Source organism: Pseudonocardia sp. DR1-2 (assembly GCF_023717215.1).
Lineage (GTDB): Bacteria > Actinomycetota > Actinomycetes > Mycobacteriales > Pseudonocardiaceae > Pseudonocardia > Pseudonocardia alni.
Genome location: NZ_JAMQOF010000003.1, coordinates 594,723 through 616,532, shown reverse-complemented (window position 1 = coordinate 616,532; position 21,810 = coordinate 594,723). Strand labels below are relative to the sequence as shown.

At 73.2% G+C, this 21,810-nt stretch carries 20 protein-coding genes; 16 read left to right on the top strand and 4 right to left on the bottom strand.

Annotated elements, in window-relative coordinates:
• Positions 1-19: 19 nt before the first annotated feature.
• The 4 genes from purN to ND486_RS11655 all read left to right on the top strand — a co-directional run bounded on the left by purN (position 20) and on the right by ND486_RS11655 (position 5,436).
• Entirely contained in the window at positions 20-628 is a 609-nt protein-coding gene (purN, locus tag ND486_RS11670) for a phosphoribosylglycinamide formyltransferase (RefSeq protein ID WP_208827067.1), read from the top strand.
• Positions 621-2,180 carry a bifunctional phosphoribosylaminoimidazolecarboxamide formyltransferase/IMP cyclohydrolase gene (purH, locus tag ND486_RS11665; protein WP_251784367.1) on the top strand — a complete coding sequence of 520 codons (1,560 nt, stop codon included), beginning with the start codon at positions 621-623 and terminating at the stop codon, positions 2,178-2,180. The genes purN and purH overlap by 8 nt, the downstream gene beginning before the upstream one ends.
• A 272-nt stretch (positions 2,181-2,452) precedes the next feature.
• Positions 2,453-3,544, top strand: a complete 1,092-nt coding sequence (locus ND486_RS29700) for a hypothetical protein (protein WP_308215838.1) — start codon at positions 2,453-2,455, stop codon at positions 3,542-3,544.
• Positions 3,541-5,436, top strand: a complete 1,896-nt coding sequence (locus ND486_RS11655; protein ID WP_285898508.1) for a DNA polymerase Y family protein — start codon at positions 3,541-3,543, stop codon at positions 5,434-5,436. The genes ND486_RS29700 and ND486_RS11655 overlap by 4 nt, the downstream gene beginning before the upstream one ends.
• Before the next feature lie 22 nt (positions 5,437-5,458).
• On the opposite strand, the gene ND486_RS11650 is transcribed toward ND486_RS11655, so the two are convergent.
• Positions 5,459-6,970 carry a M28 family metallopeptidase gene (locus tag ND486_RS11650; RefSeq protein WP_251784365.1) on the bottom strand — a complete coding sequence of 504 codons (1,512 nt, stop codon included), beginning with the start codon at positions 6,968-6,970 and terminating at the stop codon, positions 5,459-5,461.
• Positions 6,971-7,456: 486 nt separating this feature from the next.
• Between ND486_RS11650 and ND486_RS11645 the strand changes: the two genes are divergently transcribed.
• Positions 7,457-10,798 (top strand): error-prone DNA polymerase, encoded by a 3,342-nt coding sequence (locus ND486_RS11645; protein WP_251784364.1) that lies wholly within the window; start codon positions 7,457-7,459, stop codon positions 10,796-10,798.
• Between the two features lie 152 nt (positions 10,799-10,950).
• On the opposite strand, the gene ND486_RS11640 is transcribed toward ND486_RS11645, so the two are convergent.
• A complete protein-coding gene (locus tag ND486_RS11640; RefSeq protein ID WP_224401457.1) occupies positions 10,951-11,619 on the bottom strand; it encodes a GPR1/FUN34/YaaH family transporter in 669 nt (222 codons plus the stop codon).
• A gap of 229 nt (positions 11,620-11,848) precedes the next feature.
• Here ND486_RS11640 and ND486_RS11635 point away from each other — a divergent pair, with 229 nt between their 5' ends.
• From ND486_RS11635 to ND486_RS11625, 3 genes are all read left to right on the top strand, one after another.
• A complete protein-coding gene (locus ND486_RS11635; RefSeq protein WP_251784363.1) occupies positions 11,849-12,703 on the top strand; it encodes a bifunctional methylenetetrahydrofolate dehydrogenase/methenyltetrahydrofolate cyclohydrolase in 855 nt (284 codons plus the stop codon).
• 51 nt (positions 12,704-12,754) lie between these two features.
• The gene (locus ND486_RS11630; protein WP_062397707.1) at positions 12,755-13,063 is read left to right on the top strand and encodes a DUF3017 domain-containing protein; all 309 of its coding nucleotides are present in this window, start codon (positions 12,755-12,757) and stop codon (positions 13,061-13,063) included.
• Positions 13,064-13,455: 392 nt separating this feature from the next.
• Positions 13,456-14,757, top strand: a complete 1,302-nt coding sequence (locus tag ND486_RS11625) for a DUF2252 domain-containing protein (RefSeq protein ID WP_251784362.1) — start codon at positions 13,456-13,458, stop codon at positions 14,755-14,757.
• A 53-nt stretch (positions 14,758-14,810) separates the two neighbouring features.
• On the opposite strand, the gene ND486_RS11620 is transcribed toward ND486_RS11625, so the two are convergent.
• Positions 14,811-17,039 (bottom strand): NADP-dependent isocitrate dehydrogenase, encoded by a 2,229-nt coding sequence (locus tag ND486_RS11620; protein ID WP_251784361.1) that lies wholly within the window; start codon positions 17,037-17,039, stop codon positions 14,811-14,813.
• Between the two features lie 257 nt (positions 17,040-17,296).
• Here ND486_RS11620 and ND486_RS11615 point away from each other — a divergent pair, with 257 nt between their 5' ends.
• The 8 genes from ND486_RS11615 (at position 17,297) to ND486_RS11580 (ending at position 21,153) form a co-directional block, all read left to right on the top strand.
• Complete coding sequence (locus ND486_RS11615) at positions 17,297-17,626, top strand: hypothetical protein (RefSeq protein WP_062397696.1); 330 nt, start codon at positions 17,297-17,299, stop codon at positions 17,624-17,626.
• Between the two features lie 43 nt (positions 17,627-17,669).
• Positions 17,670-18,431, top strand: coding sequence for an exodeoxyribonuclease III (locus ND486_RS11610; protein ID WP_251784360.1), 762 nt, complete (start codon positions 17,670-17,672; stop codon positions 18,429-18,431).
• Positions 18,374-18,709 carry a hypothetical protein gene (locus ND486_RS11605; RefSeq protein WP_251784359.1) on the top strand — a complete coding sequence of 112 codons (336 nt, stop codon included), beginning with the start codon at positions 18,374-18,376 and terminating at the stop codon, positions 18,707-18,709. Before ND486_RS11610 ends, ND486_RS11605 begins: the two co-directional genes overlap by 58 nt.
• Complete coding sequence (locus ND486_RS11600; protein ID WP_251784358.1) at positions 18,706-20,133, top strand: DNA polymerase A family protein; 1,428 nt, start codon at positions 18,706-18,708, stop codon at positions 20,131-20,133. Before ND486_RS11605 ends, ND486_RS11600 begins: the two co-directional genes overlap by 4 nt.
• A 7-nt stretch (positions 20,134-20,140) precedes the next feature.
• Positions 20,141-20,359: a hypothetical protein gene (locus tag ND486_RS11595; RefSeq protein ID WP_251784357.1), complete on the top strand. Its 219-nt coding sequence runs from the start codon at positions 20,141-20,143 to the stop codon at positions 20,357-20,359.
• A gap of 118 nt (positions 20,360-20,477) precedes the next feature.
• A complete protein-coding gene (locus tag ND486_RS11590) occupies positions 20,478-20,657 on the top strand; it encodes a hypothetical protein (RefSeq protein WP_251784356.1) in 180 nt (59 codons plus the stop codon).
• The gene (locus ND486_RS11585; protein ID WP_251784355.1) at positions 20,657-20,971 is read left to right on the top strand and encodes a hypothetical protein; all 315 of its coding nucleotides are present in this window, start codon (positions 20,657-20,659) and stop codon (positions 20,969-20,971) included. The genes ND486_RS11590 and ND486_RS11585 overlap by 1 nt, the downstream gene beginning before the upstream one ends.
• Positions 20,968-21,153, top strand: a complete 186-nt coding sequence (locus ND486_RS11580; RefSeq protein WP_251784354.1) for a hypothetical protein — start codon at positions 20,968-20,970, stop codon at positions 21,151-21,153. The genes ND486_RS11585 and ND486_RS11580 overlap by 4 nt, the downstream gene beginning before the upstream one ends.
• On the opposite strand, the gene ND486_RS11575 is transcribed toward ND486_RS11580, so the two are convergent.
• A complete protein-coding gene (locus ND486_RS11575) occupies positions 21,154-21,810 on the bottom strand; it encodes a hypothetical protein (protein ID WP_251784353.1) in 657 nt (218 codons plus the stop codon).

The window sequence follows — 21,810 nt, the reverse complement described above, 5'->3', positions numbered from 1 at the left end:
CCGGCGAGGAAGGGACACGGTGGGCGCGCAGGAGCGGCACGGGGCGCTGCGGGTCGTCGTCCTCGTCTCCGGGAGCGGCACCCTGCTGCAGGCACTGCTCGACACCGCGGGCGCCGGGTTCGCCGTCGTCGCCGTCGGGGCCGACCGGGCAGGTGCCACCGGGCTCGACCGGGCCCGCACCGCGGGTGTCCCCACCTTCGTCGAGCGGGTCGCCGACCACCCCGACCGCGACGCCTGGAACACCGCGCTCGCCGCGGCCGTCCTCGCGCACCGGCCGGGCCTCGTCGTCGGGGCGGGGTTCATGAAGCTCGTCTCCCCGGCCTTCCTGGACGCGCTCGGATGCCCGATGCTGAACACGCACCCGGCGCTGCTGCCGGCGTTCCCCGGCGCGCACGCCGTCCGGGACGCGCTGGCCGCCCGGGTGCCCGTCACCGGCGCGACCGTGCACGAGGTCGACGCCGGGCTCGACACCGGACCGGTGCTCGCGCAGGCGGAGGTCCCCGTGCTCCCGGGCGACGACGAGACCTCCCTGCACGAGCGCATCAAGACCGAGGAACGACGGCTGCTGGTCGCGACCGTGCGACGGTTCGCCGCCGCCGCCCAACCCCATGAGGTGAACAGTGAGTGAGCGCAGGCCGGTACGCCGGGCCCTGATCAGCGTCTACGACAAGGCCGGTCTCCTCGACCTGGCCACCGGGCTGCACGCCGCCGGGGTGGAGATCGTCTCGACCGGCTCCACCGCACAGCGGATCGCCGACGCCGGCGTCCCGGTCACCCCCGTCGAGGAGGTCACCGGGTTCCCCGAGTGCTTCGACGGCCGGGTCAAGACCCTGCACCCGCGGGTGCACGCCGGGCTGCTCGCCGACACCCGCAAGCCCGAGCACCTCGCGCAGCTCGAGCAGCTGAACATCGCGCCGTTCGACCTGCTGGTGTCCAACCTCTACCCGTTCCGCGAGACCGTCGCGTCCGGCGCGGGCCGCGACGAGGCCGTCGAGCAGATCGACATCGGCGGCCCGGCGATGGTGCGGGCCTCGGCGAAGAACCACGAGAGCGTCGCGGTCGTCGTCGACCCGTCGCGCTACGCCTGGGTGCTTGAGCAGGTCGGCGCGGGCGGGTTCGTCGTGGAGGACCGCCGCAGGCTGGCCGCCGACGCCTACCGGCACACCGCCGCCTACGACGTCTCGGTCGCGACCTGGATGGGCGAGCAGTTCCCCGCGGGCGACGACGACGCCTCCGCCGAGTGGGTGGGCGCCACCTGGACCCGCGAGCGCCCGCTGCGCTACGGCGAGAACCCGCACCAGTCCGCCGCGCTCTACACCGACGGCACCGGTTCCGGCCTGGCCGGCGCCGAGCAGCTGCACGGCAAGGAGATGTCCTACAACAACTACGTCGACGCCGACGCCGCCTGGCGCGCCGCGCACGACCACGGCGACCGCCCCACGGTCGCGGTGATCAAGCACGCCAACCCGTGCGGGATCGCGGTCGGCGCCGACGTCGCCGAGGCCCACCGCAAGGCGCACGCCACCGACCCGGTGTCGGCGTTCGGCGGGGTCATCGCGGTCAACGGCGAGGTCTCGGTCGCGATGGCCGAGCAGGTCGCCGAGATCTTCACCGAGGTCGTCGTGGCCCCCGGCTACGCCGACGGCGCCCTCGAGGTGCTCCAGCGCAAGAAGAACGTCCGTGTCCTCCGCATCCCCGACGGCGCCGCCCGCACCGGCACCGAGCTCCGCCCGATCTCCGGCGGGCTGCTGGTGCAGCAGCGCGACCTCGTCCACGCCGACGGCGACGACCCGGCCGCCTGGAAGCTCGTCACCGGCGACGCCGTCGCCCCCGAGGTGCTCGACGACCTCGCGTTCGCCTGGCGTGCCTGCCGCGCGGTGAAGTCCAACGCGATCCTGCTCGCCCACGACGGCGCCGCGGTCGGCGTCGGCATGGGCCAGGTCAACCGGGTCGACGCGGCGAAGCTCGCCGTGACCCGGGCCGGGGACCGGGCCCGCGGCTCGGTCGCCGCCTCCGACGCGTTCTTCCCCTTCCCCGACGGGCTGGAGGTGCTGCTCGACGCCGGGGTCGCCGCCGTCGTGCAGCCCGGCGGCTCGGTCCGCGACGACGAGGTCGTCGCGGCCTGCGCGAAGGCGGGCGTGCCGATGTACCTGACCGGGACGCGGCACTTCGCCCACTGACCCACCGCCCACCCCGACGGCCCGGGACCGCCTCGCGCGGCCCGGGCCGTCGGCGTTCGGAGCAGTTCGGAGGGTGTCCCGGCCGAGGATGTCGGGGGTGCGTGCGACGGTCCTCCCGTCGTCGTCGCCACCCCCACCCGGGGGATGCGGAGAGACGGCACAGGCCCTATGCTTCGAACGTCAGTTCGAGCACGCGTCGCCTTCCCCGCGGCGCGCCGGGCGAGGTCGCGACCGTTCGGTCGTGGCGCGGTGTGTGGCGGGGAGGTACTGCGGTGCGCGTCGGTGTGGGCGAGGGGCCGGTCGTCGTCGGAGGAGCGGCGGCGGTCGGCCGGGTGGTCGGCGGTGCCGGTGGGGGAGCCGGCGTCGACGCCGGGGACGACACCGGTCCGGAGGGGTCCGGGCCGGTGGTCGGGGCCGGGTCACGTGTCCCCGGGGGCGGGCGGGAGCCGCTGCCCGGGGCACGGGGCCCGGCCGGGGGGCCGGGGGCCGCGGCCGGCTCGGCCGCCGAGCGGCTCGCCCGGGCCCGGCACGTCCTGCGCCGCACGGAGACCCGGGCGGGCCTGGAGCGGTCCCGGCCGGGGCCCGTGGGGCCCTGCCCGGAGCCGGAGCCCCCGGCCCGCAGCGCCGGGACGGTCGAGGCGCGTCCGGTGACCGAGGCCGACCTGCTGCCGGTGCCGGGGCCGCTGGCCGGTCTGCTGCCCGGCGGGGGCCTGCGGCGGGGGTCCACCGTGGCGGTGGGTGTGGGGTCCGGCGCGGGGTCGCTGCTGTTCGCGCTGCTGGCCGCCGCGTCCGCGGAGGGCGCGTGGTCGGGCGTGGTCGGCCGTCCCGGCCTCGGCGCGACGGCCGCGGCCGAGGCGGGCGTGCGGCTGGACCGGCTGGCGCTGGTCCCCGACCCCGGCGCGGACCTGGTCGGGGTGACCGCGGCACTGCTGGACGGGCTGGACCTCGTGGTGGTGGCCGGGCCGGAGCGGGCCGGGCTGCGGGCCGGGGACCGGCAGCGGCTCGCCGCACGGGCCCGGCAGCGGGGTGCGGTGCTGCTCGCGCTCGGCGGGTGGCCGGGCGCGGACCTGCGGCTGCACTGCACCCGTCCGCGCTGGGAGGGCGTCGGCCGCGGGACGGGGCGGCTGCGGTCCCGGCGGGTCGAGGTCCGGGCGGAGGGGCGCGGGATCGGCCCGGCCGGGTGGGGGGTGGAGGTGCTCCTCCCGGGCCCCGGCGGGACGGTCGTCCCCGCCCCGGCGACACCCCCGGTCCCCGCGGTGCCGTCGGTGCCCGCGATCACCTCGGTGCCGTCGGTGCCCGCGGTCTCCGCGGCCGCGGTGGGCGAGGTCGCGGTCGCGCGGCCCGTGGCCCGGGCGGCGGGATGAGCACGCCCGGTACGACGGAGGCGGGCGGCGCGACGGGCACGGGCGGCGGTGGACGGGCGGAGCCCGACCCGCGGGTGCTGGCGGTCTGGTCCCCGGACTGGCCGGTCACCGCGGCCGCCCGCGCCGCGCACGTCCCGGCGGACCGGCCGGCCGCGGTCCTGCACGCCAACCGGGTCCTGGCCTGCTCGGCGACGGCCCGCCGGCACGGGGTCCGCCGGGGGCTGCGGCGCCGGGAGGCGCAGGCCCGGTGCCCGGAGCTCGTGGTGCTCGCCCCCGACCCGGGGCGCGACGCCCGGCTGTTCGAGCCGGTCGCCGCCGCGGTGGAGGCGCTCGCCCCCGGCGTCGAGGTGGTGCGGCCGGGGCTGCTGGTGCTGCCCGCGCGCGGTCCGGTCGGCTGGTTCGGTGGGGAGCGCGCCGCGGTGGAGCGGCTGATCGACCAGGTCGCCCTGCACGCGGGGACCGAGTGCCAGATCGGCGTCGCGGACGGGATGTTCGCCGCCGCGCTCGCCGCCCGCCGGGGGCGCGGGGTGCCGCCGGGACGGTCGGCGGAGTTCCTCGCACCGCTGGAGGTCGCCGAGCTGGACCGGGACCCCGACGTCGACCGGGCCGCGCTGGTGGACCTGCTGCGCCGGCTGGGGCTGCGGTCGCTGGGGGCGTTCGCGTCGCTGTCGGAGTCCGACGTGGCCTCGCGCTTCGGCGCCGACGCGGTGGCCGCGCACCGGCTCGCCCGTGGGCTCGACCCCCGCCCGCCCGCGCGCCGGGTCCCGCCGGAGGAACTGTCCGCGGCGGTCGAGCTGGACCCGCCGGTGGACCGGGTCGACGCGGCCGCCTTCGCCGCGCGGGCACTCGCGACCCGGCTGCACACCGCGCTCGCCGGGTACGGCCTGGCCTGCACCCGGCTGGGGGTGCACGCACGCACGGAGAGCGGGGAGGAGCTGCTACGGGTCTGGCGGTGCGCCGAGCCGCTGACGCCGTCCGGGACGGTGGACCGGGTGCGCTGGCAGCTCGACTCGTGGCTCGGGCGCGGCGGCTCCGGGACGCTGGTCGCGCTGCGGCTCACCCCGGAGGACACCGTGGTCGCCGGGGCGCTGCAGCGCGGGCTGTGGGGCGACGTCGGCGAGGGCGACGAGCGGGCCGGGCGGGCCCTGGTCCGGGTGCAGGCGCTGCTCGGGCCGGAGGCGGTGCTCACCGCGGTCCCGGCGGGCGGCCGGGACCCGGGCGAGCGGGCGCGGCTGGTGCCGTGGGGCGACGAGCGGGTCGTCGAGGACACGGCGGTCCCCGCCCGGCCGGGGCCCGTGGCTCCCGCGCGGGACGGCGCCGCCGGTGCCCCCGGGCATGCGGAGCAGGCAGCCCCGGAGCCGCCCGGGCCGGTCCCCGGGCGGCCGGCGGTGGCACGTTCCGACGACCCCGCGCCCGACGACCCCGCGCCCGACGACCCCGCGCCCGACGAGGCCGCGGGGAAGGAGCCGGGGGAGGCCGGGGCCGCGGGACGGCCCCGGGGCGGGGGGAGGAACGGGACCGCGCATCCCCGCCGCGCTCCCGGTCGTCGTCCACCCGCCGACCCCCCGGCGACCTGGCCCGGCCGGCTCCCGGCACCGTCCCCGGCGACGGTGCCCCCGGACCCGGTCCCGGTCCGGTTGCTCGCCGCGGACGGCGCCGAGGTGTGCCCGGCCGCGCCGGACCTGCTCGACGGCGTCCCGCGCCGGGTCGCGGGCGGCGGCCCGGACCGGGAGGTCACCGGCTGGGCCGGACCCTGGCCGGTGCACACCCGCTGGTGGGCCCCCGACGGCCCCGGGCCCGCGGTCCGGCTGCAGGTCGTGCTCGCCGACGGCACGGCCCTGCTGCTCGTGCACCGCGGCGGCCGCTGGGAGGTGACGGGTGTCTACGACTGAGCCACCGGCCGCCGCGGGCGGGTCAGCGCTGCGGGACCCCGGTGAGGTCGACGGCGAACCGGCCGATCGCCGAGGCCATCGCCGTCACGTTCCGGTCCAGTGCGGTCCGGTCGATGTTGGTCAGCCGGTCGCAGGCCGTGTGGTAGCAGGGGTCGTAGGACTGTCCCGGCGTGCCGCCCCACTTCTGCGCCTGCTCCGGGGTCTTCCGCTCCTCGGCGCCGGTGAACAGGCCACCGGCCGGGATGCCGGCCTGGATGAACGGGCCGTAGTCCGAGCGCCCGTCGAACGCGGTGCCCTCGGGGCCGTTCACGCCGGCCCCGACCAGCGCCTCGGTCAGGACGCGCTCCGCGGTGTCGGAGCCGGGCGGGCCCGCCTCGCCGCCGAGGCCGTCGGAGTTGTCGCCGTCGTAGACGAGGTAGCCGGGGTTCGGCGAGCCGACCATGTCGAAGTTGAGGTACAGCGCGATCCGCGCGCGGTCGGCCTCGGACAGCCCCTCGACGTACTTCGTCGAGCCGACCAGACCGATCTCCTCGGCGCCCCACCACGCGAAGCGCACCTTCTGGCCGACCGGCGGGGAACCGCCGAGCTTCTGCGCGATCTCGAGCAGGGCGGCGCTGCCGCTGCCGTTGTCGTTGATGCCGGCGCCCTCGGGCACGCTGTCGAGGTGGGCCCCGGCGACCACGACCCGGCCCGGGTCGCCGGTGGTGGTCTCGGCGATCACGTTCCGCGAGGTCTGCTGCCGGATCGTGGTGTCGAGCACCAGCGACGCCTGCTGCCCGTCGCGCAGGGCGGCTCCGGCGGTCCTCGTCACGGCCGCCGTCGGGACGACCCCCGGGGTGTCGCCGAGGGTGGCGGGCAGGGCCGCGTCCTCGGTGTTGACCACGATCACCGCCGCCGCGCCCGCCGCCCCCGCGAGCCGGGACTTCTGGCCGAACTCGCAGGTCCCGCGCTCGACGACGGCGATGGCCCCGGCCGGCATCCCGGCGTAGTCGGCGGCGTCGCAGCCCGGTGTCGGGTCCTGCGGGGTGCGCGGGCGCAGCGACAGCGGCGCGGTCAGCCCGCCGGGCGGGGTGGCGGGGGAGAAGCCGAGCACCTCGGTCGTCACCGGTGCGCCGGCCACGGTCAGCCGTGCGTCGCCCGCGGAGAAGGTGCGCACCTCGAACGACGGGGTCGACACCTCGAACCCGCTCGCACGCAGCGTCCCGACGACGTGGTCGACGGCCGCGTCGTACCCGGGGGTGCCCACCGCGCGGTTGCCGTCGTTCGCGTCGGCGAGCCTCTCGAACTGCTGCAGGTGGGCGTAGGCGCCGTCGCCGCCCACCGCGGCCGCGAGCCGCTGCGGCAGGCCGGGGTCGCCCTGCGCGGTCCCCTGGCTCCCGCCGCCGGTGGTGCCGATCGTCGCGGTGCCCGGCGTCGCGGGGACGTCCGCGCAGGCCGCGAGCGCGACGACGGCGACCCCGGCCGCCGCGACCCTGACCAGCCGGTTCCCGAGGCGTGGCCGGTGCAGGCCACCCGTCGTGCTCGCCCGTCCCATGGAGCCACCTCTGCCGTCCGGCCCGGTACCGGGCCTCGTCCGCGCCGGGTGTCCGGCGCTCCTCGTGCGTGCGCGGTACCGGTCGGGCGCCGCGGCGTCGGACCAGCATCCGCCATCGGGCGTGGCCGTGCGGTGAACCGACGATCACGACACGGCGTCACGAACACGACGGTACGACCCGGCGCGACCCGGGGCCGCGGTGATCCTCGGTCGATCCACACCGGGGTCTCAGTCGTTCCACAGGTTCGGCTGGTGAACTCGGAGATGTCGGCGGGGAGGTCCACGAACCACCTGCCGGCACCGGATGGGTACGTCCGGGTGGCCCGCGGGCCGGCGCTGGGGAGCGGCCGGTGTGCCGCGCCGGAGCCCGGACCCGCCGTGCGGGGCCGACCGGCGCTGGGGAGCAGCCGGCCGGCCCGCACGGCGACGCCCGTCCGCGGAACCCGGCACTCGACGTTCGAACTTGTGTTCGAGTACGCTGCACGGGTGGGCTGGCAGAATCCGGACGTCCCCTGGGCGGAGCTGGAGAGTGCGCTGTCGGGTCGTTCCGTGCGCGACGGCGCGAGCCTGCGCGGCGGCCCGGAGGCCGACGGCGGGGACGCACCGGCCTGGTCCGTCCATCGCGGCCCCTACGAGCCGCCCGAGGACCTGCACCCGGCGGGGCCCGGCGTCGTGCCGTACGCGGAGCTGCACTGCCACTCGCACTTCAGCTTCCTCGACGGCGCGAGCGCCCCGGAGAAGCTGGTCGAGCGCGCTGCCGAGCTGGGGCTGGAGGCCGTCGCGCTCACCGACCACGACGGCATGTACGGGGTCGTGCGGTTCGCCGAGGCAGCCCGCGCGCTCGGGGTGCGCACGGTGTTCGGCGCCGAGCTGAGCACCGGGCTGACCGCCCCGCAGAACGGCGTCGCCGACCCCGAGGGCGAGCACCTGCTGCTGCTGGCCCGCGGCCCCGACGGGTACCGCGCGCTGTGCCGCACCATCTCCACCGCGCAGATGCGGGGCGGGGAGAAGGGGCGGCCGGTCTACGACCCGGACGAGGTCGTCGCCGACACGGCGGGGAAGGTCGTCGTGCTCACCGGCTGCCGCAAGGGCGCGGTGCGCCGCGCCCTGGACCGCTCGGGCCCGGCGGCCGCCGCGGCGGAGCTGGACCGGCTGGTCGCGCGCTTCGGCGCGGAGAACGTGCGGGTCGAGCTGACCGTGTACGGCGAGCCCGGCGACACCGAGCGCAACGACGCACTGGCCGCGCTGGCCGAGCGGGCCGGCGTCGCGACGGTGGCGACGACCGGAGCGCACTACGCCACCCCCGACCGGGCCCCGCTGGCCGCGACCGTCGCCGCGGTCCGGGCCCGGCGCAGCCTCGACGAGATCGACCCCTGGCTGCCCGCGGCGGGCACCGCGCACCTGCGATCCGGGCGGGAGATGGCCCTGCGGTTCGACGAGCGCCACCCCGGTGCGGTGGAGCGCGCGGCGGAGCTGGGCCGGGAGCTGGCGTTCGAGCTGCACCTGGTGGCGCCGGACCTGCCGCCGTTCGACGTCCCGCCCGGGCACACCGAGACGACCTGGCTGCGGGTGCTGACCGAACGCGGCCGGATGGAGCGTTATGGCAGCTGTGACGAGAACCCGTTCGCGGCGCACACCGTGCAGCGCGAGCTGGAGATCATCGAGGCGAAGAACTTCCCCGGCTACTTCCTGATCGTCCAGGACATCGTCGACTTCTGCCGCCGGTCGAACATCTTCTGTCAGGGCCGGGGATCGGCTGCGAACTCGGCGGTCTGCTACGCGCTGGGCATCACCAACGTCGACGCCGTCCGGCACGGGCTGCTGTTCGAACGGTTCCTGTCCCCGGACCGCGACGGCTACCCCGACATCGACCTCGACATCGAGTCCGGCCGCCGCGAGGAGGCGATCCAGTACGTCTACCGCCGCTACGGCAGGCTGTTCGCCGCGCAGGTCGCGAACGTCATCACCTACCGGCCGCGGTCGGCGATCCGCGACACCGCCCGCGCGCTCGGGTTCTCACCCGGCCAGCAGGACGCCTGGAGCAGGCGCGTCGAACGCTGGCACGCCCTGGAGGCGAGCGAGCTCCCGCAGGAGATGCCGCCGCTGCTGCTGGACCTCGCGGGGCAGCTGATGGGTGCGCCCCGGCATCTGGGCATCCACTCCGGCGGCATGGTCATCTGCGATCGGCCGGTGTCCGAGGTCGTGCCGGTCGAGTGGGCGCGGATGGCCGACCGGACCGTCGTGCAGTGGGACAAGGAGGACTGCGCCGCGGCCGGGCTGGTGAAGTTCGACCTGCTCGGGCTGGGCATGCTCACCGCGCTGCACCTGATGGTGGACCTGGTCACGGCCGCCACCGGTGAGCGGATCGAGCTGCACGCGATCGGCGAGTCCGACCCGGAGGTCTACGCGATGCTGTCGCGCGCGGACTCGGTCGGGGTGTTCCAGGTGGAGTCCCGCGCCCAGATGGCCACCCTGCCGCGGCTGCGCCCGCGCGAGTTCTACGACCTCGTCGTCGAGGTCGCGCTGATCCGGCCCGGCCCGATCCAGGGTGGCTCGGTGCACCCCTACATCCGGCGGCGCAACGAGCTCGAGACCTGGGACCACGACCATCCGCTGCTCAAGCCCGCGTTGCACAAGACGCTGGGCATCCCGCTGTTCCAGGAACAGATGATGCAGATCGCCGTCGACGTCGCGGGGTTCACCGCGGCCGAGGCCGACGAGCTGCGCCGGGCGATGGGCTCCAAGCGGTCCACCGAGCGGATGGAACGGCTGCGCGGGCGGTTCTACGACGGGATGGCCGCGAACGGGATCACCGGCGAGCTCGCCGAACGGATCTTCGCCAAGATGCTGGCCTTCGCGAACTTCGGGTTCCCGGAGAGCCACTCGATCAGCTTCGCCGCGCTCGTCTACTACTCGGCGTGGTTCAAGCTCTACCACCCGGCGGCGTTCTGCGCGGGCCTGCTCAACGCCCAGCCGATGGGCTTCTACTCGCCGCAGTCGCTGGTGGCCGACGCCCGCAGGCACGGTGTGCGGGTGCACCGGCCGGACGTCAACGCCGGGCGGGCCGACGCCGTCCTCGAACCCGACGACGACAGCACCGGCGGCCGGGCGGTCCGGCTCGGCCTGGCGGGTGTCCGCACCGTCGGCGCGGACCTCGCCGGGGCCATCGACGCCGAGCGCGACGCGGGCGGGCCGTTCGCGGACCTGCCCGACCTGGCACGCCGGGTCCGGCTGACCGGCCCGCAGGCCGAGGCGCTGGCGACGGCCGGGGCGTTCGGCTGCTTCGGGGTGGAGCGGCGGGAGGCGCTGTGGGCGGCGGGCGTCGTCGCGGGGGTGCGCCCCGAGCACCTGCCGGGCACCGCCGTCGGGTTCGACGCGCCGGCCCTGCCGGGGATGACCGAGGCGGAGCTGACCGTCTCCGACGTCTGGGCCACCGGCGTCTCCCCGGACGGGCACCCGGTGCAGCACCTGCGCGCGGATCTCGACGCGCTCGGCGCGGTCCGGATCGACCGGCTCGACGAGGTGGGCCTCCGTGCCGGCCCGGACACCCCGGCCCGGGTGCTGGTCGGGGGACTGGTCACCCACCGCCAGCGCCCGGCGACCGCGCGCGGGGTGACGTTCGTGAACCTCGAGGACGAGTCCGGGATGCTGAACGTGACCTGCTCGGAGGGCCTGTGGGCGCGCTACCGGTCGGTGGCGCTGGGGAGCGCGGGGCTGCTGGTCCGGGGCCGGCTCGAACGCAGCCCGGAGGGCGTGCTGAACCTGCTGGCCGACCGGCTGCAGCGGATGCCGCTGGCGGTGAAGGTGGCGTCCCGGGACTTCCGCTGACCACCCCGCCCGCGCCCGGCGCCGGGCCCTCGCGACCTCCGGGCCCCGTGGTCCCGAGCACGCGGACCGCGGGACACGCGGACCACCGGGACCGGGCACACCACAGGCCCCGCCGGAGGAACCGGCGGGGCCTGTACGTGGTCGCGACGGGGTCAGGACTTGACGAGCGGCCCGCCCATCGACATCGCGCGTCCGCCCAGTGTCTGGCCGAACGCGTCGAACAGGATGTAGGCGAACACGACGCAGAACGCGAACGTCGTGATCCCGGCGATCGGGAACAGGCCCGCGTTGCCCGCGGTCACACCGATGTAGGCCAGCACGAAGGTGATGTCGACGAGCACGAAGCCGATCGTGAACATCAGCGGCAGGCGCAGCGTCGCCAGCGTCAGCAGGACGAACACCAGGGTGAACGAGAGCAGATAGGTCGACTGGATCGACCCGATCTGCTCGGTGGACAGGGCCTGTCCGGTACCGGCGTCGATGATCCAGCCGTTGTTCAGCGCCATGAGCAGCACGCCGAAGCTGGTCCAGAACGCGGAGAAGACCCCGAAGATCGCGGCGGTGACGCTGTCCCCGACGCGCAGCGCGACCATGGCCGACAGCAGCAGGAACAGACCCGCCGAGAAGGTCACGATCGGGATCATGCCGCCGGGCAGTGCGGTGGTGTCCAGGTAGCCCACGAACCACAGGCCCAGCGTGATGCCGGACGGCAGGAAGCAGATGAGGCCCATCAGGGCCGGGTTGGCAGCCGGGGCGGCTGCTGCCGGGGCGGGCGGGGCGGCAGCGGCGTGCGCCCCCGCGGTGTCGCTCTCCACGCTCATGGAAAACTCCTCGTCGAGTTCGTGACCGGTCGAGCACCGGCGGTGTGATTCTGCTCTCGCGGAGATCGTTTTTCGCCCCTCCGTACGACCAGACCCCGACCTGTACCCCGGTCGCACGGAACCGGGCCGTCGTCGCAGCTCGCGGGGTCGGCGCCCCCTACCTGCGCGGCACGTACGCGTCCTTCGGTCAGGTTCGACCGGCCCGGGCGTCACCTGAGAGGATGCCCGGGTGAGCGCACGCGTGATGGACGGCAAGGCGACGTTGGCGGAGCTGCTCGACGACCTGCGGGGCCGTGTCGAGAAGCTGACCGCCGCCGGGGTGACTCCCGGGCTGGGCACGGTGCTGGTCGGTGACGACCCCGGATCGCACGCCTACGTGCGCGGCAAGCACCGCGACTGCGCCAAGGTCGGCATGACCTCGCTGCAGCGCGAGCTGCCCGCCGACGCGAGCCAGGCCCAGGTCGAGGACACGATCGACGAGCTGAACGCCGACCCGACCTGCACGGGCTTCATCGTGCAGCTCCCGCTGCCGGACGGTCTCGACGCCGGCGCCGCGCTGGAGCGGGTCGACCCGGGCAAGGACGCCGACGGCCTGCACCCGACCAACCTGGGCCGCCTGGTCCTCGGCGAGCCGGGGCCGCTGCCGTGCACCCCGCGCGGCATCGTCGAGCTGTGCCGCCGGTTCGGTGTCGAGCTGAACGGGGCGCGGGTCGTCGTCGTGGGCCGTGGCGTGACGGTCGGCCGCCCGCTGGGGCTGCTGCTGACCCGCCGCTCGGAGAACGCCACCGTCACCCTGTGCCACACCGGCACCCGGGACCTGGCGGCGCACCTGCGGGAGGCCGACGTCGTCGTCGCCGCGGCGGGCCGGGCCGGGCTCATCACCGCCGACCAGATCAAGCCGGGCGCCGCGGTGCTCGACGTCGGCGTCACCCGTACCGACCTGGGCCTGGTCGGCGACGTGGCGCCCGAGGTCGCCGAGGTCGCCGGGCTGCTGGCGCCGATGCCGGGCGGTGTGGGGCCGATGACCCGCGGGATGCTGCTGACGAACGTCGTCGAGGCAGCCGAACGCAGCCTGTCGGAGTGAGAATCGATACCGAACGCAGCCTGTCGTCGTGACGGGCGGCGGAGGGCGGTGATGGTGGCGACCCGTTCCGGTCACGGCCTGCGGGCGCGGCTGCGGGCGCACTGGCCGCTGCTCGTCGTCCTCGGTGTGTCGCTGGTCGGGCTGCAGCGGGTGGTCACCGAGCACTGGCGCGAGGGGTCCGCGGCGCTGGCGGTGGCGATGCTGGTCGCCGCGGGCCTGCGCGTCGCGCTGCCGCCGGACCGGGTCGGGCTGCTCGCGATCCGCGGCCGCTACGCCGACGCGCTGGTGTACGGCGGGTTCGGCGTCGTCGTCCTGCTGCTGGCTCTGACGATCACCCAGGGGTCGCTGACCATCAGCTGAGTGCTCAGCTGCGGGAGCCGCCGGTCGTCTCCGGGCCCGCCGGGCGCCGGGTCGGGGGCCTGCGGGGCCCCGCGGGACGCTTGCTCCCTGGACGCCCGGGGCCGGTGCTGGTCGCGCGCACGACCCGGCCCGGCCGGGCGGGGAGATCCCCGGTCGGTCTGCTGCGGGACGGCCTGATAATGATCATCGCTAACGAGATTCTACCGGTGGGTACACCCGCTCCGGGACGGGGGTTGCTCCGGACGGGTTGCGTGACGTCGCCCACGGTGGCCCCGCTGATCACCCGTTGATCGCAACGAAGATCCATCCGCCACCCGGTCGGCGGCGCACGGTCCGGCGGGACCCCACGGACGGAGGTGGTCCCCGCCACCGTCCGCGAGCATGATCGCGCCATGACCGACCGCAGCGGCCACATCGTCGACACCCTCGTGACCGCCTTCGACGACCTGATGGCCGCCGACCCCGCGGCGTTCCGGACCAAGTTCCGGAAGATGGCCGCCGACCCGTTCGCGTTCTACCGGGGCAGCGCCTGTCTGTTCTACGACGACGTCGCCCGCCGCGAGGACCCCTGGGTCGACGAGCGGACCGCCCGGGTCTGGATCCAGGGCGACCTGCACGCGGAGAACTTCGGCACCTACATGGACGGCGACGGCGTGCTCGTCTTCGACGTCAACGACTTCGACGAGGCCTATCTCGGCCACTGGACCTGGGACGTCACCCGGTTCGCGGCCAGCCTGTGCCTGCTCGGCTGGCGCAAGGCGCTGTCGGACCGGTCGCTGTCCGAGCTCGTCGAGCGCTACTGCCGCAGCTACCTGGCCCAGGTGCGGCACTTCGCCGACCGCGACGACGACGCGTTCTCGCTGCGCCTGGACACCACCGAGGGCCCGGTGCACCAGGTCCTGCAGACCGCGCGCACGCGGACCCGGGTCGGGCTGCTCGACGCGGTCACCGAGACCGAGGGCTTCGACCGCATCCTGCGCGCCGGACCCGGCGTCCGCACCCTCGACGACGACGAGAAGGCCGCGGTCACCGCGGCGTTCGAGGCCTACGTGGCCACGATCCCGGAGTCCCGGCGCCATCGCGGCGTCGCCTACACCGTCAAGGACGTCGCCGGGCGATCCGGCGTGGGCATCGGCAGCGCCGGGCTGCCGACCTACACGGTGCTGGTCGAGGGGCTGAACCAGGCGCTGGACAACGACATCGTCGTGTCGATGAAGCAGGGCAACGTGGCCGCGCCCTCGCGGGTGGTCACCGACGAGCGGGTGGCGGCGGCGTTCCGCCACCACGGGCACCGGACGGCGGTCTCGCAGCGCGCGCTGCAGGCGCACGCCGACCCGATGCTGGGCTGGACCGAGCTCGACGGCGTCGGGTTCGTCGTCGCCGAGGTCTCGCCCTACGAGGCGGACCTGGACTGGTCGGAGCTCACCGAGCCCGACGAGATCGCGCCGGTCGTCGCGGACCTGGGCCGGGCCACCGCGAAGATCCACTGTGTGGCCGACGCCGACGCCGACCACGCGCTCGTCGACTTCCGGGTCGAGGAGGCGGTCGCGGCGCGCACCGCCGGTGCGGAGGACGCGTTCGTGGAGTGGGTCGTGGAGTTCGCCCACGACTACGCGCGGACCGTGCGCGCCGACCACGCGCTGTTCGTGGAGGCGTTCCGCTCCGGGCGCGTCCCCGGCGTCAGCTCGGCCTGACACGACGACGGCCCGCCCTCCCGGCAACGGGGGGACGGGCCGTCGCGGTGGGGCTACTTGCCGGCGAAGGCGTCGATCGCCGCGTTGAACGTGGCGCTCGGCCGCATGACCGCGTCGGTCTTCGCGCGGTCGACGTAGTAGTAGCCGCCCAGGTCGACCGGGTCGCCCTGGACCGCGTTCAGCTCACCGACGACCGTGTCCTCGACGGCGGCGAGCTTCTCGGCGAGCGGGGCGAAGATCGCGGCCAGCTCGGTGTCCTCGGTCTGCGCGGCGAGGGCCTGCGCCCAGTACAGCGCGATGTAGAAGTGGCTGCCGCGGTTGTCGAGCTCCCCGACCTTGCGCGACGGCGACTTCCCGTTCTCCAGCAGCTTGCCGGTGGCCTCGTCGAGGGTCTGGCCGAGCAGCTTGGCCCGCAGCGGCTCCTCGGTCTTCGACGCCAGCATCTCCAGCGAGACGGCCAGCGCGAGGAACTCGCCGAGGGAGTCCCACCGCAGGTGGTTCTCCTTCTGGAGCTGCTGCACGTGCTTCGGCGCGGACCCGCCGGCGCCGGTCTCGAACAGGCCGCCGCCGTTCATCAGCGGGACGATCGACAGCATCTTTGCCGACGTGCCCAGCTCCATGATCGGGAACAGGTCCGTGAGGTAGTCGCGCAGCACGTTGCCGGTCACCGAGATGGTGTCCTCGCCCTTGCGGGCCCGCTCCAGGGTGTAGCGGGTGGCCTCGGCGACCGGGAGGATCTCGATGGTCAGGCCGTCGGTGTCGTGCTCGCCCAGGTACGTCTCGACCTTCGCGATCAGCTGCGCGTCGTGGGCGCGCGCCGAGTCCAGCCAGAAGACGGCGGGGGAGCCGGTGGCCCGGGCCCGCTCGACGGCCAGACCGACCCAGTTGCGGATCGGGGCGTCCTTGGTCTGGCAGCCGCGCCAGATGTCGCCCTCGCCGACCTCGTGCGAGAGCTTCTCCTCGCCCGACGCCGCGTCGACGACGCGCACGGTGCCCGCGGAGGCGATCTCGAAGGTCTTGTCGTGGCTGCCGTACTCCTCGGCCTTCTGGGCCATCAGCCCGACGTTCGGGACGGTGCCCATCGTCGTCGGGTCGAAGGCGCCGTTGGCCTGGCAGTGCTTGACGGTCTCGTCGTAGAGCGGGGCGTAGGACGAGTCCGGGATGACGAACTTGGTGTCCTGCAGCGCGTCGTCGGCGTTCCACATCCGGCCGGAGGTGCGGATCGCGGCCGGCATCGAGGCGTCGATGATGACGTCGCTCGGGACGTGCAGGTTGGTGATCCCGCGCGCGGAGTCGACCTGGGCCAGCGCCGGGCCGGTCTCGTAGGCGGCGGTGATGGCCTTCTCGACGGCGTCGCGCTTGTCGGCGGGCAGCTTCTCCAGCGCGGTCAGGATCGAGGCGAGACCGTCGTCGGGGTCGGCGCCCACGGAGGCGAGGTCGTCGGCGAAGGAGGCGAACACGTCGGCGAAGTAGGCGCGGACGGCGTGGCCGAAGATGATCGGGTCGGAGACCTTCATCATCGTGGCCTTGAGGTGCACCGAGAACAGCACCCCCTTGGCCTTGGCGTCCGCGACCTGCTCGGCGAGGAAGGCCTGCAGCGGCTCGCGACGCATGACGGCGCCGTCGAACACCTCGCCGTCCAGCAGCGCGACCTTCTCCTTCAGCACCGTGACGGTGCCGTCGGCGGCGACGTGCTCGATGCGGACCGCGCCGTCACCGGCGGCGGTGAACGAGGTCTCGGAGTGGCGGAAGTCGCCGTCGTCCATGGTGGCGACGTGGCTGGTGGAGTCGGAGCTCCAGGCGCCCATCGAGTGCGGGTGCTTGCGGGCGAAGTTCTTCACCGACAGCGGGGCGCGGCGGTCGGAGTTGCCCTCGCGCAGCACCGGGTTGACCGCGGAGCCCTTGACCGAGTCGTAGGCGGCGCGGGCGGCCTTCTCCTGCTCGGTCTGCGGGTTCTCCGGGTAGTCCGGTACGTCGTAGCCGGCGCCCTGGAGCTCGGTGATCGCCGCCTTGAGCTGCGGGATCGACGCCGAGATGTTCGGCAGCTTGATGATGTTGGCGTCCGGGGTCTTCGCCAGCTCGCCCAGTTCGGACAGCGAGTCCGGGACGCGCTGGGCGTCGGTGAGCCGGTCGGGGAACTTCGCCAGGATGCGGGCGGCCAGGGAGATGTCGCGGGTCTCCACGTCGACCCCGGCCTGGCCGGCGAAGGCCTCGATGACCGGCAGGAAGGAGTGGGTCGCCAGTGCCGGCGCCTCGTCGGTGTACGTGTAGATGAGCTTCATCGCGTCCTCAGGCCTGCCTCGGCTCGTCGTGTGTGCTGCCGTGTCCAGCGAGCGGGCCGCGACGGCGCCGGCGGACGGGCCCGGGACGACCGGGCGGGTCCCCGGCGCGGCGACCCGCTGACTGGGCCACACGCTATCTGTTCACCGGCCCCGCCCGCCCGCAGGAGTAACCGGCCCGACACCCCCGTGACGGTCGAGCCCACGGCCGCGGACCGGCTACCGTGGTCGCGGCAGCGTTCGGCGGGAGGGGAACCACGGTGGCGAAGGTCTTCGGGCTCACCCGGAAGTCGCTCCTGAGGGGCTGGCCGCTGGTCGGGCTCATCGGAGTCGGCCTCACGGTCGTCGCCCTCGCCTACGGCGGTGTCACCGGGAACCTGGAGACCACCGGGTGCCGTGTCGTGGTGCAGGGCGAGCAGGTGACGGTGCGCTCGGCGCCCGGCAACTCGGCGGCGCCGGTCCGCACGCTCCCGGTCGGGACCGAGGTCGCGGCCGAGACGATCGTCGACGGCGGCTTCCGCAAGCTCACCGAGCAGAACCAGTGGGTCCCGGTGGACTCCGTCGCCGCGACCTCGGGCAGCCGGTGCTGAACCCGTCGCGCAGCGTGATCAGGGGTGCGGCACAGTAGACGGTGTGAAAGCGCTCGCCACGGTCAACGTCAACGGGGTCCGTGCCGCCGCCACCAAGGGGCTGCTGGAGTGGCTGGCCGCGACCGACGCGCGGGCGGTCTGCCTGCAGGAGGTCCGGGCCCGGCCCGACGAGCTGCCGGCCGCCTTCCTGGCCGCGCTCGACGAGGGCGGCTGGCACCTGCGCCTGGCCCCGTCACTGACGGCGAAGGGCCGCAACGGCGTCGCCGTGCTGAGCCGCGACGAGCCCGAGGCTGTACGGATCGGCCTCGGCGATCCCACCACCGACCTCGACGGCCGCTACCTGGAGGTCGACCTGCCCGGCGGGCTCACCGTGGCCTCGCTGTACCTGCCCAAGGGCGAGGCGGGCACCGAGCGGCAGGACCACAAGGACGCGTTCTGCGCGGCCTTCGGTGACCATCTGCGCACCGCGTTCGACCGGTGCGCCGCGACCGGGCGGCAGATGGTCGTCGGCGGGGACTGGAACATCGCGCCCACCGAGCTGGACCTGCGCAACTGGCGCGGGAACCGGCGCAACTCCGGGTTCCTGCCGCACGAGCGGGAGTGGTTCGCGAAGCTGCTCGAGCACGGCTGGCGCGACGTGGTGCGCGAGCGGCACCCGGGCGTCGACGGGCCGTACTCGTGGTGGAGCTACCGCGGGCGGGCCTTCGACAACGACACCGGGTGGCCGGTGACCACGTCACGATCAACGTGGTCGAACACGAGCGAGAGCTCGACGAGTTCCGTGACTTCGTCCGGAAGCACCTGAAGATCCTGGCCGCGGACACAGAGACCACCGGTCTTCAGATGTACGCGTCCGGGTTCCGGGTCCGGCTCGTCCAGTTCGGCACTCCTGACGAAGCCTGGGTCATCCCAGTCGAGCTTGGCAGGGCGTTCGAGAACGAGGCCCGCCAGGCTCTGCTCGGAGTCTCCAAGCTCGTCTTCCACAACGGCGTGTTCGACCTTCAGGTCATCGACAAGCACTTCGGCATCCGGATGGAAGACCTCTGGCCGAAGGTGACCGACACCCAGATCCTCGCGAAGTGATCGACCCGCGGGCGCCCGAGAAGGGCGGCATCGGCAACGCACTAGAGGACGTCACACGGCACTACATCGACCGGCAGATCGCAGACGGGGTCAAGGGCTTCATGTCTGCGCTGGCGAAGGAGATGAAGACGACCAAGGAGAAGGTCTTCTCCACGGTCGACCTGTTCAACCCCCAGTACGTCCGCTACGCCGGGATGGAAGTCATCCTCGCGGCTCGACTCCTGCGAGCACAGCTCGGACGAGTCCCCGCGAGCGCGAGGAACCTCTCGGCCTACGAGCACAAGGTCGCCGAGGTCTGCTCGTACATGCAGCGGACCGGGTTCCTTCTCGACCGGGAGTACGCGGAGAAGCTGTCGGACCGGCTGACTGCCGACGAGCTGCTGAACAACGAGCGAGCCGCAGAGCTGGGAGTCGAGAACGTCAACTCGACCGACCAGGTCGCAGACGGACTCGAACGTATGGGCGTCCGGATCGTCGAACGCACCCCGTCCGGCAAACGCAAGGTCGACAAGAAGCTGCTCGACCGACTCGTCGGCGAGGAGAACCCGCTGGCGATCGCGGTCAAGGAGGCGAAGAAGGCCGGCAAGTGGCGGAAGACCTGGGTCGACACGTTCCTCGCCACGGCCGACGAGAACGACAGGTGCCACGCCTCGATCAACACGCTCCAAGCCCGGACCGGTCGCATGTCGATCACGGGCATCCCGGCACAGGCACTCCCGTCCGGGGACTGGATGATCCGGCGCTGCTTCACGGCGGACCCAGGACAGGTCATGGCCTCGATCGACTACCAGGCTCAGGAACTCAGAGTCCTGGCAGCGCTGTCCGGGGACAAGACGATGATCCGTGCCTTCGAAGAGGGCGCAGACCTCCACCTCGTTACCGCACGAGCCGCCTTCGGTGACCACATCACCAAGGACGACAAGGAGCGGAAGTACGCGAAGGTCGTGAACTTCGGCCGGGTCTACGGCGGTGGCGCGAAGGTCGTCGCCGAACAGACAGGGCTCGACATGGCGACCGCGAAGCGAGTCGTCTCCGGGTTCGACAAGGCGTACCCCGGCGTGAAGACCTACTCGGACAAGCTCGCCCGGCTCGCGGGACGACAGGGGTACATCGAGACCCCGATCGGCCGGCGCCTACCGGTCGACCCCGAGCGCTCGTACTCGGCACTGAACTACATGGTCCAGTCGACCAGCCGAGATGTCACGTGCCGCGGAATCCTGCGGCTCCACAAGGCGGGGTTCACCCCGTACCTGCGACTCCCCATTCATGACGAAGTCCTCGCATCGGTTCCCGAGGCGAAGGCCGAGTGGGGCGCACAGAAGATCGCAGAGCTGATGGCAGAAACGATGGGACCGGTCTTTATCGGGACCGACCCCGAAGTGGGCGGGCGCTCATGGGGCTCGCTCTACGGCGCTGACTACTAGGAGAGGAATGTACGCAACACTCTACGGCCTGTTTGACGACGAGGAGACCACGGTCGCACTCGACGTCGTCGGCGACTGGGCAATCGAGAACGAGATCCTGCTCGAATACCGGAAGGTCCTGTCCGGCGAGGCCCATATCGTCACTCTTAACGTCCGGACCGGCGATCTCTCAGTCGACGACTGGTACTACGGACTCGCCGAGATCTTCGAGGTGGTCGTCCCGTGATCGTCGTCCCGATGCCCGAATGGTACGGCCAGTTCTCCGCGATCGTCGGCGTCGTCATGTTCTGCGTGATCGCACCGCTCGTCCTCTACGGGATCTACCACACGTGGAAGGATATGAAGTGAGCGACACAGTCACGCTCCGCGTGACCAGTCCGTGCGAGCACGGAGTCGACCACGAGATCTTAGAACTGATCGACGGCGCCGCGTTCTCTTTCCCCGAGTGCAAGGACTCGAAGGGGAAGCCCCGAATCCACATCGCCTCCAAGGAGGCGTACCCCGAGACGAAGAGGAGGCGATGATGGACGCCGTTCAGCGGACGCTCGACTACATGTCCACGTTCGGATCGACGATCGAACTCGCGAACGAGATCGGCGCTACCGGCGTCCGTGGCCGGCGGGACCACGACCCGTCCGAGTGCCTGGTCGCGCGGTACGTCCGGGCTGTCTCAGGCGTACCGGTCAAAGCGTTCCCGATCTCGGGGATCGAGGAGCAGGTCGTTACCCGGACCTGGGCAGTGCCCCAGGTCGTCGCACGGCTGATCGTCCAGTTCGACGACGGTCTCTTCCCGGAGCTGGTCGACGGGGAGGTGACCCACTACCCGTGGCCGGTGTGAGCAAGGACAGGCTGAAGGAGATCGCGAGGGAGCTCGTCCTCGACGAGCTGGACTCGTTCGAGTTCATCTCGGTCGTCGAGAAGTGCGACGACTACTACGAGGAAGACGAGCTGACCGACTCGGATCTTGGTCGGATCTTCTCGATGATGTACCAGGCCGAAGTCACGGTCGTGATCCCGTAGCTATTGCTGGGCGAAGATTGCCCAGACTGCCACTCCTACGCCCGCAGCACCGACCAGGAGGGCGACCAAGGCAATCGTGTTGGCGCGGATCGGATGCTTCTCTGACCGCCTTCTGTCGCGAAACTCGGCCATCGTACGGGGCTCAATGATCGCGTAGGACTTCGGAATGGCTAGGTCGCCCCTCTGGCGGCTGAACAAAGCGCCCATGGCGGCCGAAATGAAGACTACTCCGGATGCTGCCATCGAGAATAAGGCCGGATACTCCGGGAGGCCCAGGATCTGTGAGCCGACAAATGGTAGAACCAGGACCACGGCGATTACGATGATAAGTAGTTCGAGTCCAGATACGCGCACTGGTCCGCTCAGGCGCCCGCGTGGGGGTGTAGAAGTGGTCTGTCTTACTGACGCCCAGTGGACGACCTTCGCACGGATTGTCGTATTGGGGCTAACAACGGTCGCGCTCTGTGGGCTGAGCGTGATAGACGCTTGCATGGAATCGACAGCTAAGAAGGATAGCTCGCCGTCGCTGAGCGAGCGAATATCGTTGGCGTCGTCGAAGTAGCCGCCGTTGAACCTTGCGTGCACGTCGTCTGTGTCCGGAGTCTGGGCTCGAAGGATCTGGAAGAGTGCTTCCAGGTCGTCGATGGTTACGAGCAC